We start from the raw sequence: 15456 nt of genomic DNA on the forward strand, positions 1-15456 counted from the left end.
TTATCCTTTTAAATCGAATACTTGACGTTAAAAGAGATGTAATCTCGGTCCGCCATAGCATTTGTTGTTCCTACGCCACCAAAGAAGCTGTTGTAAGAAATATCAGCGCCCCAACGACTTTGATAATCAAAGTTTACACCCAAGGCAACAGACTTTCTGCCCTCGGTAAACAAAAACATAGGATCCGGTGTAATACCATCAACGTCATGTGAGAAAATCACTCGTGGATACATGTTTACCCCAGCAAACACATTGTTAAAGTCAGCTTTAGCCACTAAACGATAACCCCAAGCGAAATCAGTTGGAAATGGATTTGTTTCTGGACCATTATGCAACGCTTCAATAATGCCGGTCATCTCTGGATTACCACCAGAACGAGCCGTACCGGGACCACTTAAGCGCAATTCGTCAAACCCTGGCATATCGTGGATCCACACACCCCCCACTTCAGCAAGCATGGTTAAGTTATCTAAACCAAGCGTTGGACCAAATAAGTGAGTAAATGTCATCTGGGCTTGAGTAGTATCAGTAAGAATGAAACCATCTACCGTTTCACCAGGATCAGCAACATCCATCTGCGAAATGCCATCAAGATCTGGTCGAAGACCTGCATTAGCTAATTGTTGTGGCATTGCAGCAAACAACAACTCAACGTCATCGATTTGCAATGGTTCATCAACACGGTGAGATATTTCGCCGGCAACTGAGGTGTCACCCACTAAAGTGTTAAAACTAAAACCATATAACTGAATATCTTCAGGATATACAATTTGCGATTTAGTAAAGGTTTCCATACTTAATAACAAATCGCGATCAATAACCCCACCACTTTGCGCTAAACGTCCATAATCACGACCAATTGCTTCTGCTGTAAAGTTTGAAGCGGTTCCGCTGATGATAGGTCTACGACTGTGATAGTTCATATAATAGAAACCAAACTCAGTTTCACCTAATTCTGGTGAGTAATAACCTAACTTCACACCAAATTGGCCATCATCACTAGGATCTGCTGCATCTTGAACTAAAGCCACCTTAGTAGAATATGACAGCATATAAGCTGCATAATCAGAATTAAATCCGCTTGCAGCTGCGGCATCGTATAGACGTGAATATTCTGAAATAAGGAAATCTTGATTGATGTCTGGATTAGAGTTGAAACCCAATTGAGCATTTTGGTTGTAACCACCGTAACCCGCAAAATCATTGGTAGCAAAGTTAGAACCCGGTGTAGGGACCCAAATTGGTTGCCAATCATATTGGTAAAATGCTTCAACATTTAGGTTTTCAGTTAACCCTAACGATGCCCAAACCATACCTTGCGGACGGAATGCTTCTTTAAGTTCAGCACCCGGAGCATTAAGAATATTTAAGTCAACAGAATTAATGACAGCAATACCATGAGATATGAGAGTACTTTCTCCCCAAGAAACCACTTGATTACCCACGCGAACACTTAATGGATTGCTGCCGTCGTTTAAATCCCAGTGACCATAAACGAACGCATCTAATAAGCGAATGTCTTTACATTGTACTTCTGACGCTTTGTCATCTTGACAAGGATCAAATTCATTACCCGTTAATGGATCATTAAAACCGTAATCACCGTCATTGAGTTTACGGTCATAGAAATACATACCGCGCATGAAGACACCGTAGTTTTCATATTTCAGTGATAACTCGTGCAGCCCCTTAACAATCTCAGACGTCGTATCACCCTGCGCATACAATAAATTACTTAAATCATTGTTGCTTGAATAAGAACCCGGTTGAGCCCAAATTTCTGCAGATGTGTATTTGGTTGAGCCAAATGCACCACCAAATGCAGAATAACCAGACCAATCAAACTGTGGTTGGTTGACTTTACCGATCTGATCATTCCAATCACGATCAGCTACACGCCAACTCGCACCTGCAGTCCAAGTTGAATCAAATGTGCCTCGCACATCTCCCCAATTAAAAGAAACTGCTGAGGCTGAAGTGCTCATCCCCAAACTTAGTGCCGACACCACCCCCAAAGCGAGAGCCGACTTGTTAAATCTATTTTTAACAATATTCATTTTAGTTCATCTCCGTAGCCTGTTGGATTAGTTGTTATAAGAATTTAAACCAACATCTTGTTAGCCCACAGGCAACACTATTGTTACAGCATTTAACTATATTGAGCAAGGTCAAAAAAAAGAAAATGTTTAAGAAAATTAACGGTATCGAGCTAAGTTAGATAAAATAAAATGGACTGATATTTGAATTAATACTGGCGGGGAAATTACAATCATTACTCCATTAATGAAAGAAGTTTATTTTCATAGACTTATATATGTTCATTAATTGTTAATTTACACGTAACTAATCAATCGAACGTTTGAAGTAAATACTCTATAATTTATTAAGTGATTTAAAATTACCCTCTGAATTTAACACTAATTTAAACTGTCCGTTAATGCCTTGAGGGGTTAAATACGGTCTAAAATACTTACCATTGATGTGCAATATTCGACCATGATGGTCTCTTACTTGCACTTTCTCTGCAAACCCTTGGTAATAAGGTAGAAATGCTTCATAACTAACATTAAGAGAGAAAAATATTTCCATAAATTATTCCATAAAAAGGAGAGCAAGCTCTCCTTTTTAACATGTTATATAAACCAATTAATGACGTTGAATACGCCACTAATTAAATCATCATTCAGCTAAAGATTTAGTGACTTTTTCATATAAATCTTTTGATAAATCAGGCAGAGACTTTAGCTCTACTAAACACTGTTTCATTAATTGCTGACGTTGTTGATCAAATTTTGAAAATTGAATTAATGGCGTAATCATTCGCGAAGCAACTTGTGGGTTAGTCTTATTCAATTTAATCAAAATTTTGGTCAAATAACGATAACCTTCACCATCAGCACGGTGAAATTGATAGGTATTAGCCGCAACAAAAGCCCCTATTAATGATCTAATCCGGTTTGGGTTTGAAAAACTAAAACTTGGATGCTTAGTTAATGCTTTAACTTGATCTATTACATCATCATTATCCACTAAAGCTTGCAAAGTAAGCCATTTATCCATCACTAATGGCGTTGATTCCCACATAGACTCAAAATCACTCAATAACATTGGTAAACAACTTAATTGTCCAGTTGCAGCTGCTTTCAGTGCGCCTAAGCTGTCGGTCATATTTTTTGCTGAATAGTATTGTTTTTGTACCAATGACTCATGAGCATCCGTCACTAAACATAATAACGATAAAGTAACGTTTTTAAATGCTCGTGCTCCGGCATTATTAACCAGAATAAGTTCACGATAACGGGCCAGTAACTCATCTTCACAAGCAGAGGCTAACTCTTCAACAACAAACTCTCTGGCTTTTGCTAATGCATCTAAATCAACTTTATCTACCTGTTCAATTAACGCCGATGCCGAAGGAATAGACAGAATTTCAGCCACTAAGGCTTGATCAATATTGGCATCTAAAATGATACCTCTGAATGCTTCTACAACACGAGAATCAACCACCATTACCTGTTGCTGCTGCAACTGAGCAACATTGTTCCATATGGTTTGACTCACTAACTGCACCGATGCTTCCCAACGAGCCACTTCACTAGAGGCATAACGCATAAGGTGCACAAGTTGATCTATGTTGAAATCATATACCAGTTTTACAGGAGCGGAGAAATCTTGTAATAACGATGGAATAGGCGCATTTTCAAGCCCATCAAACACAAAGGTTTGAATACTTTTCGTTATATCAAGCACTTTATTAACAATGGATTGCCCTGTAATGCCGAGTAATTCAATGCTAAATGGAATGTGTAATACTTGGCCTTTAACACCCTTTGATACTACCTGCTGAGCGATAGTGAGATGATACTCACCTTTGTCTGCATCAAATCGGTCACTGACTGTCACGACGGGGGTTCCAGCTTGGCTATACCAACGGCGGAATAAGGTTAAATCCTTACCGCTCGCATCTTGCATTGCATTGACAAAATCGTCACAAGTCACAGCTTGACCATCATGACGTTCAAAATAGCACTTCATACCAGCTTGGAAACCATCTTCACCTAAAATGGTGTGCATCATACGGATCACTTCCGCACCCTTGTCGTAGACAGTTACTGTGTAAAAGTTGTTCATTTCAATCACGCTTTCAGGGCGAATTGGATGAGACATTGGTCCTGCATCTTCAGCAAACTGTTGGTTTTTCATCACACGAATAGCATGAATGCGATTTACCGCGCGAGACCCTACATCTGAGCTAAATTCTTGATCGCGAAAAACGGTTAAGCCTTCTTTTAAACTTAACTGAAACCAATCTCGACATGTTACTCGGTTACCCGTCCAGTTATGAAAGTACTCATGACCGACTACTGATTCAATACCGTGATAATCATCATCTGTGGCACTGGCTTTATCTGCAAGAACGTATTTGGTATTAAACACATTCAAGCCTTTATTTTCCATCGCGCCCATATTAAAAAAGTCGACAGCAACTATCATGTAAACATCAAGATCATATTCAAGACCGAAACGCGTTTCATCCCACTTCATCGCCTTTTTCAATGATGCCATCGCATGTTCAGCTTTGTGTAAGTTACCTTTATCAACAAAAACCTGCAGTTTAACTTCACGGTCTGACATGGTGGTAAATGTATCGCTAAGTAAATCAAAATCACCCGCGACGAGTGCAAACAAATAGCTCGGCTTTGGAAACGGATCATGCCATTTTACAAAATGACGACCAGAACGAGGCATCTCGCCTTTATCAACCAAATTACCGTTACTTAACAAGAAAGGAAAAGCTTGCTTCTCTGCTTCAATCCGCACGGTATAAACAGCCAGAACATCAGGTCTATCAAGGAAATAAGTGATGCCGCGAAATCCTTCAGCTTCACACTGAGTGCAATAAGCACCATCAGACATGTAAAGACCTTCAAGACTAGAGTTAGCTTCAGGGTCAAGCAGGGTCACTATTTCTAATTCAAAATTATTTTGGTCTGTATTAATGAGCAATTGATTATCATGTTGACGATAGTTAGCCGCCACACCATTAAGCTTAACTGAACTAAGCGAAAGTTGTTCACCATCAAGAACCAGCTCATGCTGATGTTCACCATTACGACGCACTGTACTGACAGCTGTCACTTTAGTATTTTTACCATCAAGAATAACGTTTAAATCAACATGGGTAATGGTAAATGCTGGTTTGGTATAATCTTTAAGATGTTTTTCTTGCGCTTGGTTCATACAGGATCCTTTGAGCGGTACTAATACCAATGTAAATAAAGTAATAAGCTTTAACTAATCGGTATTATTTTTAAGTATTGTGATTAAGAAAAAACGCGCCTTAAGCGCGTTTTTTAACAGAACAACTCATTACTTAGACGTTGTTTTAGCCAATTTTTCTGCATCAGCCATATCTAAAGTGATATCGGCGGTTTCATCCAAAAATGCATCAGGTAGCTTACTGTCATCGGTATCTTCAATATCATCTAAAGATTTCACGGCAGCTAAACCTTCATGAACACGACGAGCATTCGTTCGGTCTAGAGCACGCTTATCATCGTCTTCACGAGAAGCAATGCGCTCACTCTCAACAAGAGAGATAGTTTTGTCTTTATGATGTTTTTTAAATTCTTTAATATCTTGGTAAATATAACTAAATTCAACATCTTTACTGATGCGTTGTTTATGTTTTACATCCAAGTTTTCAATTAACGCAGGAGTAATATTCCCCAATGTAGTGTACTGAGCTACAGGTACCTTATCCCATGGAAGAGCATTTTTCTCTTCTGACTCACCGTATTCGCCAGGCTCTAACGCACTAGGTAAACGAATATCAGGTGTAACACCTTTTAGTTGAGTACTACCGCCGTTGATACGATAAAACTTAGCAATGGTGTATTGCACATGTCCGATTGGCTTTTCGTACATATCATAGATGCGACCTAAACTTTTATGCTGCTGAACAGTCCCTTTACCGTAGGTTGACTCACCAACGATAAGTGCACGATCATAATCTTGTAAAGCCGCAGCAAAAATCTCTGATGCTGATGCGCTATAACGATCAACCATCACAGTTAATGGGCCACTATAAGCACTAACGCCATCATTATCGCGATTTTGATTGATACCACCATTTGCATCACGAATTTGAACCACTGGGCCCATATCAATAAACAAACCAGTCAACAATGTAGCTTCAGTTAATGCCCCGCCACCGTTTCCGCGAAGATCAATAATAATGCCTTCAACCTTGTCTTTTTCGAGTTTAGTGATTTCTTTAGCCACATCTTGCGACAAATTCATATAAAACCCAGGTATCTGAATGACCCCGACTTTACGATTGGCATATTGGCCTTCTGTAGGTTCGATAACTTTTGATGTTGCTGCACGGTCTTCTAAACGGATTTTATCTCGAGTAATCACTAATTCAAAAGGTTTGGCATTCGCCCCTCCCTTTTTAGGCAAAATCTGCAAGACAACTTCACTGCCTTTTGGCCCTTTGATCAAATCAACAACATCATCTAAACGCCAACCAATCACATCAACTATGTCACCATCTTTTTGACCTACGCCGACAATTCTATCTTCAGGCGATAGTTTTTCACTGTTGGCAGCAGGCCCTCCAGCCACTAAACTTTTGATAACAGTGTAGTCATCATCCATCTGCAACACGGCGCCAATACCTTCAAGACTTAGGTTCATTTCCATTTGGAAACGTTCGGCATTGCGAGGAGATAAATAGCTTGTATGAGGTTCAACACTGCGAGCAAACGCATTCATTACAGTTTGAAATACATCTTCACTTTGAGTTTGGCTTAAGCGCTTAATAGCATTGTTATAACGCTTCTCGAGCACTTCAACAATTTCAGGCCACTTTTTACCCGTTAGTTTCAAGTTTAATGCATCGTATTTAACACGTTGACGCCAAAGCTCATTAACTTCTGCTTCATCCTTTGGCCATTGCGCATCTTTACGATCAAACTCATAAACATCGCCTGCTTTAGTAAAATCAAACTCTTTATCAAGCAAAGACAAGGCATAAGCAAAACGTTCATAACGACGCTTTTGCACCAAATCGTACATAGCAAATGCAGGGCTAATATCGCCTGTTTCAACCATGTCATCAAACTGTTTTTGGTACTGATCGAAGTTTGCAATGTCTGCCATAGTCAGCACATTACGACGATAATCCAGTTGTTCAAGAAAGCGGGCATAAATCTTTTCAGAAAAGGCATCATCAAGGTTAAAACGATGATAATGCGAGCGAGTAAACAAAGTTGTTACTCGCTTGCTAGCCACTTTATGCTGTGGCTCTTGTGCTAGTTTAGGTAACTCGCTGATTTGAATCGTTGGTGAAATTGCCCATGCCGAAAAGCCGACAAATAAACTGGCAATTGACGCGGCCAAAGTAAGTTTTCGCATCAACAAGTACTCCTTAAATTTCTATAACAATATGTGCTCAGCACGTACTTTGATGGATAGGCCAGTGTCTAGCTGAACATGCACATCTTCTTTATTAATATCAGTCACGACTCCAGGTACAGGTGTGGCGCCTAACTTAACATTAACACGTTGTTTGGGTTTCAAATCTTCAAGTTTAGCCGGTACAAGTTTAATGACCGGAGCCGCTACAGGTGCTGGACGTTCTTTTTTAACAGCAGGAGCACGTTTCGGTGCAACTTTCTTAGCAGGCTTTTTAGGAGCCAAAGCTTGACGTTTGGCTTTAGCTTTATCTTGGCTTTCTTTAAGCGTCAAAATAGCATGGTCGATGTGCTCTTGTTCTAATTCAGCACATTCATTACCGTCAAGATCAATACGTTTAGCACCCGCTTTAACGCCTTTCAAATAACGCCAGCTGCTTGTGTAACGACGAAGCGCTACACGTAATTGTGTTTTACTGACTTTAGAATCATCAGCTAACCGTTCAGCCAAATCTTGAAACAAACCAATTTTTAATGGCTTAGTTTCACCTTCTGCAATAAAGCATAAAGGAAAGGTTTCATATAAATACGCTAATATTGCGTTGGTGTCGGTCAACTTGTCTGTTGATTCCATTTTTACTTCCACGTTAATAAAGGGACTGATTATGCGGCTTAAAATTTGCCATGCAGTCGTTCATCTTTCGTTAAACCTTAACCGTTAAGGCTCAACGTACAAAATATCACTATCCGCCAGTTAGCTAAAGTCATTGAAACAAACCTTAACAATTTAACCAAACTTACTCTCAGCTTAATCATCGCTCATCAGTAAATCCAGCACAAATGCGTATAGCGGCATATTATAAAGCCCACGGCAGCGAATGCGACCATGATTTAATCTAATTTGTTCGCTATTTAACCAAATAGGCAAGTTTCTAGACTTTTTACCATGTTTTCTAGGCCGATTTGATCATCTTGATCAAAACGATTCAATAATGGACTGTCAATATCTAACACTGCCACAACCTTATTGTCCTGTCTAACAGGAATTACAATTTCAGAATTACTCGCCGAATCGCATGCTATATGACCATCAAAATCATGAACGTCAGCAATTCGCTGGGTTTTATTTTCTGCAGCAGCAGTCCCACAAACACCTTTACCCATATTGATACGGGTACAAGCGACTTTACCTTGGAATGGACCAAGGACTAATTGCTCACCGCGCTTGATATAAAAACCAGCCCAGTTAAGGTCTTCCAGGTTGTCATTCAACAACGCTGAAAAATTAGCCATTGCCGCAATTAAATCATCTTCGCCTTCGAGTAAAGCTTGTGCTTGACGATTTAACGTTTGGTAAAATTCGGTTTTCATTTCCATTCCTTAAGCTGAACACTCACAAAAAGAGTGAGCTATTAACGTGCCTATTCGGCTGATGTATTTTTAGCGGTCACTTTCTTGCTTTTTGCCGCAGGAGCGTTTTTAACCTGTACGATACCTTTTAGCAAGTTAGAAAGCTCATCTTTATGGTTTGCTAGGTAAAATGCCAACTGTTCGCATTTATTTTCATCAAGTCCGAGGTCTGCCTTAGCGATAAAAGGCACTAGATTATCGGAAATATCAAGCATCTTATCGTAGGCATCTGCCTCTTTCTTCGATATAAATGTCATCTTTTCCACCCCTTCTCTGACCACGACAAACTGGGTTATCACTGCCATGATGTAATCCTCACTGTTTTTATATACAGTGTATAGAATCTCACATAGTTAACTTATGATGCAAGTGTTCTGGTTATTCTGATATTATCAAGTGAAGAAAATTGAGACTTTTTAACAATTGATACATTTATTTACCAATATAAGGCAAAGCAGAGAGGCTTAACTCTTCGCTCCCCCAATAATGCGTTTCAATATGGATTAGATTAATTCTACATGCATGAACTTGATGACCATGATTCAATAATTTTATGCCAATCATGTGATTTGGTAGTGAGGAGACGAGCTTTGCCTTCAAGTGCTAGAGCGTTGTGCCCACGCTGTCACACTGCATTATATGACGCTCCTTATTGCTCAATTAATGGCATGTTGGCATTGTGTATCGCGGCGCTGATTATTTTTATTCCCGCTAATTTATTACCTGTACTTGAAATTCATTTTCTTGGTAGCGTGCGAACGACAACCGTATTGCAGGCTGCTATTACAGTGTGGTTAGAAGGATATTGGGTTGTAGGCTTAGCGGTAATGGTCGCGGCGGTTATCGCACCTGGACTCTTAATATTGTCGATTCTAACCCAAGTGGTCATTGTAAAATTAAAGCTTCATAGTTCATTTTGGCAAAGAACTTACAGTACACTTTTAAAAAATCATGGTTTGATATCACAAATGACCATGTTAGAAATTTACGTCATCAGTTTTTTAGTGTCCGCATTTCAACTTTCTGATTTTTCCGATGTTTATTTCGGAATGGGCACCTTGTGTTTTACCATGTTGTTTATCATAATTTTATTCTTACAACGTGAATATAACCTAGAACACATGTGGAGCTATGTTGATGCCTAATCATCCAACCACCATTGCAGGTGAAATCACAAAATGCAGTGCAGAGACCGTTGAGAATACGAACGACGATACAACAAAAAAGACCCCATCGAATTTTCAAGGAAAACAAATGGGCTTATGTCTATGCCCTGTGTGTCGTAAACTTAATCTGCTTAGTAATGGTCATTGTAGACGTTGTTTTAGCCAATTAAGCAGCCGTAATTATGCCAGTATCCAGCAAAGCTGGGCTTTATTGATCACGGCAACTATTTTACTTGTGGTCGCCAATATTTATCCCATCACGTTATTAACTAACCGTGGTGTAGTTACCAATGACACTATTTTCAGTGGTATTAGCCATTTAGTCAAAACCGGCATGTTCCCGATTGCCATTATCGTTTTTACAGCGAGTATTTTAGTACCTTGGCTAAAAATTATTGGCTTAGCTACTTATTTGTCTGCTATCAGTTTTAACCTACCAATATCAAAAAGAAAGTTAATGGTTGGTTTTCACATCATTGAATGGATTGGCCGTTGGTCAATGCTCGACTTATTCGTGATTTCATTAACGGTTGCCTTAGTGAATATGGGGCAACTTTTAGACGCCAAACCTGCACCCGCCGCAACAGCATTTGCATTAGTTATATTACTAACGCAACTCGCGGCAAAAGTGTTAGATACTCGTTTACTCTGGGACCGCTTGGAACAAACAAATGACAGAAATTGAATCGCCGAAAATTGTGAAGAAAAAATTATTCTCGCCAATATGGTTATTACCTGTTGTCGCCTTGATATTAGGCGCTTGGTTAGGTGTAAAAAGCATTAAAGAGTCAGGCATTGAAATTTTGATCCACTTTCCCAGTGCCGCTGGAATTGATATCGGTAAAACCTTGGTAAAATACCAAGGTTTGTCGGTAGGTAAAGTAACCGATATAGGCATTGATGATGATCTTAAAGGCGTTAACGTAAAAGTAGTCATGGATTACCGCGCTGACCCATTTTTGAATAAAAATACCCTTTTTTGGTTAGTTAAACCTAAAGCCAGTATCACCGGGGTTGAAGGATTAGATACCTTATTTTCGGGAAATTACATTGCAATCCAACCTGGAGATGGACGTTCTGCCACTATTTTTGAAGCACAACGTGAAGCCCCAGCGATTCTTCCCGGCAGTGAAGGAATAATGATTGAACTGAAATCCCCCAAACTAGGATCGATTGATGTCGGCTCGCCAGTATTTTTCCGTCAAGCTCCTGTAGGAAGTGTTGTTAGCTATCGTCTAGATGGAAATAAACAAATTATTATCAGCGCATTTGTTCAAGAGCAATATGCTCATTTAGTCAATAAAGACTCCCACTTTTGGAACGTGTCAGGCTTAAAAATAGATGCTTCTTTATCTGGGGTAAAAGTCAGTACTGAAAGTATCGCGTCTATTCTGGCCGGCGGCATCAGCTTTGATACCGGAAGCAACACTTTAAAAGCCGAAAATGGTGATGTTTACACCCTCTATGATGATGAAGTCACCGCTATTGGTGGGGTTCATTTTAGGTTAACCGCTGCTGACAGTGAAGATGTTAATGAAGGTACAGCCATCATTTACCGTGGTGTCATTATAGGTGAAATTGAAAAAGTAACGTTAACCGAGACTGGTGTCGAATTTCTCGCTCGAGTAGAACATCAGTACCAAGCCTTAATCACCAATGACAGCCAATTTTGGCTAAGCGGCGCTGAATTATCGTTAAAAGGTGTCAAGCACCTTGGGCGTTTGGTGACTGGGAGTGTCATTAATGTATTACCCGGGACTCAGGACTCTGCGGAGGCGGAGACGATGCAGTTTAATTTAGCATCACAAGCTCCCGATTTGCTCACGCAAGATAAACTTAGCCTGACAGTGGTTGCCAATACCCATACAGGTATCAGCAATGGCGCACAAGTGCGATATAAACAGCTACCTATAGGAAGTATTACCAGCATCAATTTAAGCCAAGATTTTTCTGCGGTCGAATATCATATTGAAATTCTTCCCGAATTTAAAAATCTACTCACAAAAGGCAGTTTCTTTATTCCAGAAAGTGCCTTAGCCATTAATGCTTCATTAGATGGAATAAGCGTTAACACTCGTGACGTGACCACTATGCTTGAAGGGGCAATTAGCTTAATTCCTGGTAACAACAAAACATTGATTCCAGCCAACAGTAAATTAACACTGCATGAATCAATTGAATCAGCCCAGACACTTTATGCCCAACAACAAATGACGCACTTTTCACTAACCAGTATTGATGGTGCTGACCTAGCTGAAGGTTCACCTATTTATTACAAGAAAATGCAAATTGGTGCGGTGAATAAAGTTAATTGGTTTGCTAAAACGGATAAATTTAGTATTGATATTAATATCGATAATAAATTTGCTCCCTTAGTAAATCCTAAGACTGTGTTTTGGCGAAATGATGCTGTTGCTATCAATGCCAGTCTTGCCGGAGTCGACATTAATGTAGCGCCTCTCAAAGGCGCAATAAAAGGTAGTATTACCCTTGGACATATAGACGACATAGTTGATGAGCACAGCGATCAAACTAATCTTCGTTTGTATGACACCAAACAACTGGCGCTGATGCAGGCTAAAGTCATCAATCTCACCCTTCCTGTTAGCACAAAAGTAGCCGATAAAGCCGCTATTCGCTATCAAGGTCATAAAATTGGTGAAGTCTCACATGTGAAGCTAAATCAAGATTTAAATACTCTTAATGCACAAGCATATATCTTTGGTAAATATGCCAACCATTTTAGTACTAGTGACAGTGAATACTTCATTGTCGATGCACAAATTTCTTTAGCGGGCATTAATGCCCCCGAAACGCTGTTAACAGGTCCATACATTGGTGTTATCCCAGGCAATAGCAAAGAGATTGTTGATAACTTTGTTTCTCAACCACACTCAAGCTTTGAGGCTACCGTACCGAAAGATGCATTAGCATTCCAATTAGTTGATGATCAACTAGGTTCAATTAAGGTCGGTACACCACTGTTTTTCCGCGGAATTAAAGTCGGACAAATAGATGGATATCAATTGGATGACTCAGGTACCGAAATTAGCTTGTTTGCCCATGTTAATGCTGAATATAGTCACTTAGTTAACCAAACAAGTCAGTTTTGGGATGCTTCGGGTATAAAATTAGACGTCGGTTTATTTTCGGGCGCACAATTAGAAACCGGATCATTAGAAACGATACTCGCCGGTGGTATCGCATTTGCGACCCAAGAAACAACATCAGACAGTAACCGTATCAATACCACCGAACGTTTCCCATTGCATGAGAATATGCAAGATGAATGGGCACAGTGGCAACCAACACAAACTAAATAACCTCAATTGTGGTTATTTGGTTCTGTAAAAACATAAGGCCGATATCATTATCGGCCTTTTACTTAATATGAATTTGCAAATATAAAACACTCATGCACTTTAACCGTTAATCACCGATATACTTACAGGTCGCAATTAATATCACTTAAATTAATCCCTTCTATTTTACCTTGTTCATTTTTATTTATAACTACTAGTTCGTTATCCTTTACTTCAAAGCTATATTCATGCATCCAATCCATTTTAGTAATGATCTTCAGTTCATATCGATCAAACGGTAACCGACATTTCAAGTAAAAATAGTGGTAAGCCTTTCCCATTGCACCAGGATCGGCTGTATACACATAAATGGTACGGTCATCAAATGTCTTTTCTTTATGCATATAATTAAGGTCTGATGATGAAGCCCCTTCAAGCCATATGCCTAAGTAGAGAAAGGGTACTTGAAGTAATATAAGCAAATAGCCAGAATATATAAAACAGTTACTGCTCAATACACTGCCAATTTTTTTCCTTATTTTGCCACTTTTTTTGTATAGAAGTAATCCACCTAGACATACAAAAATGAGTTTGATAACTCTAAAATGGTCACTTAACTGATCCATCAATATTGGAGATTGCCAATTTAAACTCGAAAAAATCCCACTAAACCAACTATCGATAAATGGCAAATACACTAATGCAATAACCATTAAAATATATATGGGCGTTATTCGATTTTTGTTATCCAACAGATTGCATCCTTTTAATCATGGTATTAATCAAACAGACTCGGCGAATGAATTGATAATTACAAACAAGCAAACCAAAAAATAACTGCGACACTCACAATGAAGGTATAGAGGGTAAATGTAACTAACCATAAAACCAATAACACACACCTATAGCGGCTGTAATGCCGGCAAAATCTGCCGCTAAACCACAACCTAATGCATGACGACCATTGCGGATCCCTACCGAACCAAAGTAAACGGCTAACACATAGAATGTTGTTTCAGTACTACCTTGTAATATAGCAGCAAGTCGGCCGGCAAATGAATCTACACCATTATGGTCCATGGTTTCTAACATCATAGCTCGAGCACCGGAGCCGCTAAAGGGTTTCATAAATGCCGTTGGCATAGCGTCAATAAAGCGTGTATCGAAACCAAGAGCACTAATGCCTGAAGCTAATAGCTGCAAAGCATAATCTAATGCGCCAGATGCCCTTAAAAAACCAATTGCTAATAACATGGCAAGTAAATATGGTATCAATGTAATAGCTTGGCCAAAACCTTGTTTCGCCCCTTCGACAAACTCATCATATACAGCGACTTTGCGATAACCCGCTACCAAAATAAAGCTTAAAATCAGTATTAATAAAATTCCGTTACCCAAAACCATTGATACTTGCCCTATCGCTTGTGCCGATAGCGTCAATAAGTAAGCAACCCCAGCCATAAGCGTGCCAATAATCAATGCAGCGTAAGCTAGAATAACACTGTTAAATAATGAGATCCTCTGTACTAAAGCAACCACCAACAGACCGACAACAGTCGATGCACTGGTCGCAAGTAAAATAGGTAAAAAAACATCAGCAGGGTTTGCTGCACCTTGTTGTGCACGGTATAAAAACACGGTGACGGGTACTAAAGTGACAGACGATGTATTCAATACTAAAAATAGAATTTGAGCATTGGTCGCGACCGTTTGAACAGGATTAAGGCTCTGCAAGTCATGCATAGCTTTTAAGCCCAAAGGAGTCGCAGCATTGTCTAATCCCAAAATATTGGCAGTTAGGTTCATGCTAATGCTGCCATAGGCAACATGCCCGCGTGGAACATCGGGCATCAATTTAGACAATAATGGCTCAAAAGCACGAGCAAATAATCCAACTACTCCCGCTTTTTCACCCACTTGCATTAGGCCCATCCATAATGCCAATACACCGATGAGTCCTAATGATATGTCTGCGGCTAATTTTGCACTGGCAAACAATGCAGTAACAGATCCACTAAGCACATCTGCATTACCACCTATCAATTGGATAATAATAGAAATTGCAGCCACAATAAAAAATAACAGCCATACTCTGTTTAACACGCGCCGCTCCATTACACTGTCTCAATATTCCCGTTAATATACAGTAATCATTGA

General features: G+C 39.5%; 12 protein-coding genes. 3 read left to right on the forward strand and 9 right to left on the reverse strand.

The genetic code is table 11. The features are described 5' to 3' along the window. Positions 1-8 precede the first annotated feature (8 nt). The 7 genes from FH971_RS11160 to FH971_RS11190 form a co-directional block, all read right to left on the reverse strand. The gene (locus FH971_RS11160) at positions 9-2057 is read right to left on the reverse strand and encodes a DUF1302 domain-containing protein (RefSeq protein ID WP_140234350.1); all 2049 of its coding nucleotides are present in this window, start codon (positions 2055-2057) and stop codon (positions 9-11) included. 316 nt (positions 2058-2373) lie between these two features. Further along, positions 2374-2589: a DUF2835 domain-containing protein gene (locus FH971_RS11165; protein WP_137226937.1), complete on the reverse strand. Its 216-nt coding sequence runs from the start codon at positions 2587-2589 to the stop codon at positions 2374-2376. Between the two features lie 90 nt (positions 2590-2679). Then, the gene (gene pepN / locus FH971_RS11170) at positions 2680-5241 is read right to left on the reverse strand and encodes an aminopeptidase N (protein WP_140234351.1); all 2562 of its coding nucleotides are present in this window, start codon (positions 5239-5241) and stop codon (positions 2680-2682) included. Positions 5242-5370: 129 nt separating this feature from the next. Further along, positions 5371-7422, reverse strand: a complete 2052-nt coding sequence (gene prc / locus FH971_RS11175) for a carboxy terminal-processing peptidase (protein ID WP_167496009.1) — start codon at positions 7420-7422, stop codon at positions 5371-5373. Positions 7423-7443: 21 nt separating this feature from the next. After that, on the reverse strand, positions 7444-8055 hold the full coding sequence (gene proQ / locus FH971_RS11180) for an RNA chaperone ProQ (RefSeq protein ID WP_140234353.1): 612 nt from the start codon (positions 8053-8055) through the stop codon (positions 7444-7446). Positions 8056-8333: 278 nt separating this feature from the next. Beyond that, positions 8334-8792, reverse strand: coding sequence for a GAF domain-containing protein (locus FH971_RS11185; protein WP_140234354.1), 459 nt, complete (start codon positions 8790-8792; stop codon positions 8334-8336). A 50-nt stretch (positions 8793-8842) separates the two neighbouring features. After that, complete coding sequence (locus tag FH971_RS11190; RefSeq protein WP_140234355.1) at positions 8843-9136, reverse strand: YebG family protein; 294 nt, start codon at positions 9134-9136, stop codon at positions 8843-8845. A gap of 213 nt (positions 9137-9349) precedes the next feature. Here FH971_RS11190 and FH971_RS11195 point away from each other — a divergent pair, with 213 nt between their 5' ends. From FH971_RS11195 to FH971_RS11205, 3 genes are all read left to right on the forward strand, one after another. Beyond that, entirely contained in the window at positions 9350-9976 is a 627-nt protein-coding gene (locus tag FH971_RS11195; RefSeq protein WP_137226931.1) for a paraquat-inducible protein A, read from the forward strand. A gap of 109 nt (positions 9977-10085) precedes the next feature. Further along, on the forward strand, positions 10086-10682 hold the full coding sequence (locus FH971_RS11200) for a paraquat-inducible protein A (RefSeq protein WP_137227481.1): 597 nt from the start codon (positions 10086-10088) through the stop codon (positions 10680-10682). Beyond that, the gene (locus FH971_RS11205; RefSeq protein ID WP_140234356.1) at positions 10669-13320 is read left to right on the forward strand and encodes a PqiB family protein; all 2652 of its coding nucleotides are present in this window, start codon (positions 10669-10671) and stop codon (positions 13318-13320) included. Before FH971_RS11200 ends, FH971_RS11205 begins: the two co-directional genes overlap by 14 nt. A 122-nt stretch (positions 13321-13442) precedes the next feature. Here FH971_RS11205 and FH971_RS11210 read toward each other — a convergent pair whose 3' ends face one another. Continuing rightward, entirely contained in the window at positions 13443-14051 is a 609-nt protein-coding gene (locus FH971_RS11210) for a hypothetical protein (RefSeq protein ID WP_240778288.1), read from the reverse strand. A 124-nt stretch (positions 14052-14175) separates the two neighbouring features. Beyond that, entirely contained in the window at positions 14176-15402 is a 1227-nt protein-coding gene (locus tag FH971_RS11215; RefSeq protein WP_140234357.1) for a nucleoside recognition domain-containing protein, read from the reverse strand. Positions 15403-15456: the final 54 nt, after the last annotated feature.

Origin of the sequence: Shewanella polaris, assembly GCF_006385555.1 — a bacterium.
Taxonomy (GTDB): Bacteria; Pseudomonadota; Gammaproteobacteria; order Enterobacterales; family Shewanellaceae; genus Shewanella; species Shewanella polaris.

What these genes read in the sequence shown, in the direction of transcription:
- prc (WP_167496009.1), bottom strand. Translation starts at nt 7,422, where the DNA reads ATGCGAAAACTTACTTTGGCCGCGTCAATTGCCAGTTTATTTGTCGGC.
- FH971_RS11185 (WP_140234354.1), bottom strand. Translation starts at nt 8,792, where the DNA reads ATGAAAACCGAATTTTACCAAACGTTAAATCGTCAAGCACAAGCTTTA.
- FH971_RS11165 (WP_137226937.1), bottom strand. Translation starts at nt 2,589, where the DNA reads ATGGAAATATTTTTCTCTCTTAATGTTAGTTATGAAGCATTTCTACCT.
- FH971_RS11160 (WP_140234350.1), bottom strand. Translation starts at nt 2,057, where the DNA reads ATGAATATTGTTAAAAATAGATTTAACAAGTCGGCTCTCGCTTTGGGG.
- FH971_RS11190 (WP_140234355.1), bottom strand. Translation starts at nt 9,136, where the DNA reads ATGGCAGTGATAACCCAGTTTGTCGTGGTCAGAGAAGGGGTGGAAAAG.
- proQ (WP_140234353.1), bottom strand. Translation starts at nt 8,055, where the DNA reads ATGGAATCAACAGACAAGTTGACCGACACCAACGCAATATTAGCGTAT.
- pepN (WP_140234351.1), bottom strand. Translation starts at nt 5,241, where the DNA reads ATGAACCAAGCGCAAGAAAAACATCTTAAAGATTATACCAAACCAGCA.
- FH971_RS11195 (WP_137226931.1), top strand. Translation starts at nt 9,350, where the DNA reads ATGCATGAACTTGATGACCATGATTCAATAATTTTATGCCAATCATGT.
- FH971_RS11205 (WP_140234356.1), top strand. Translation starts at nt 10,669, where the DNA reads ATGACAGAAATTGAATCGCCGAAAATTGTGAAGAAAAAATTATTCTCG.
- FH971_RS11200 (WP_137227481.1), top strand. Translation starts at nt 10,086, where the DNA reads ATGGGCTTATGTCTATGCCCTGTGTGTCGTAAACTTAATCTGCTTAGT.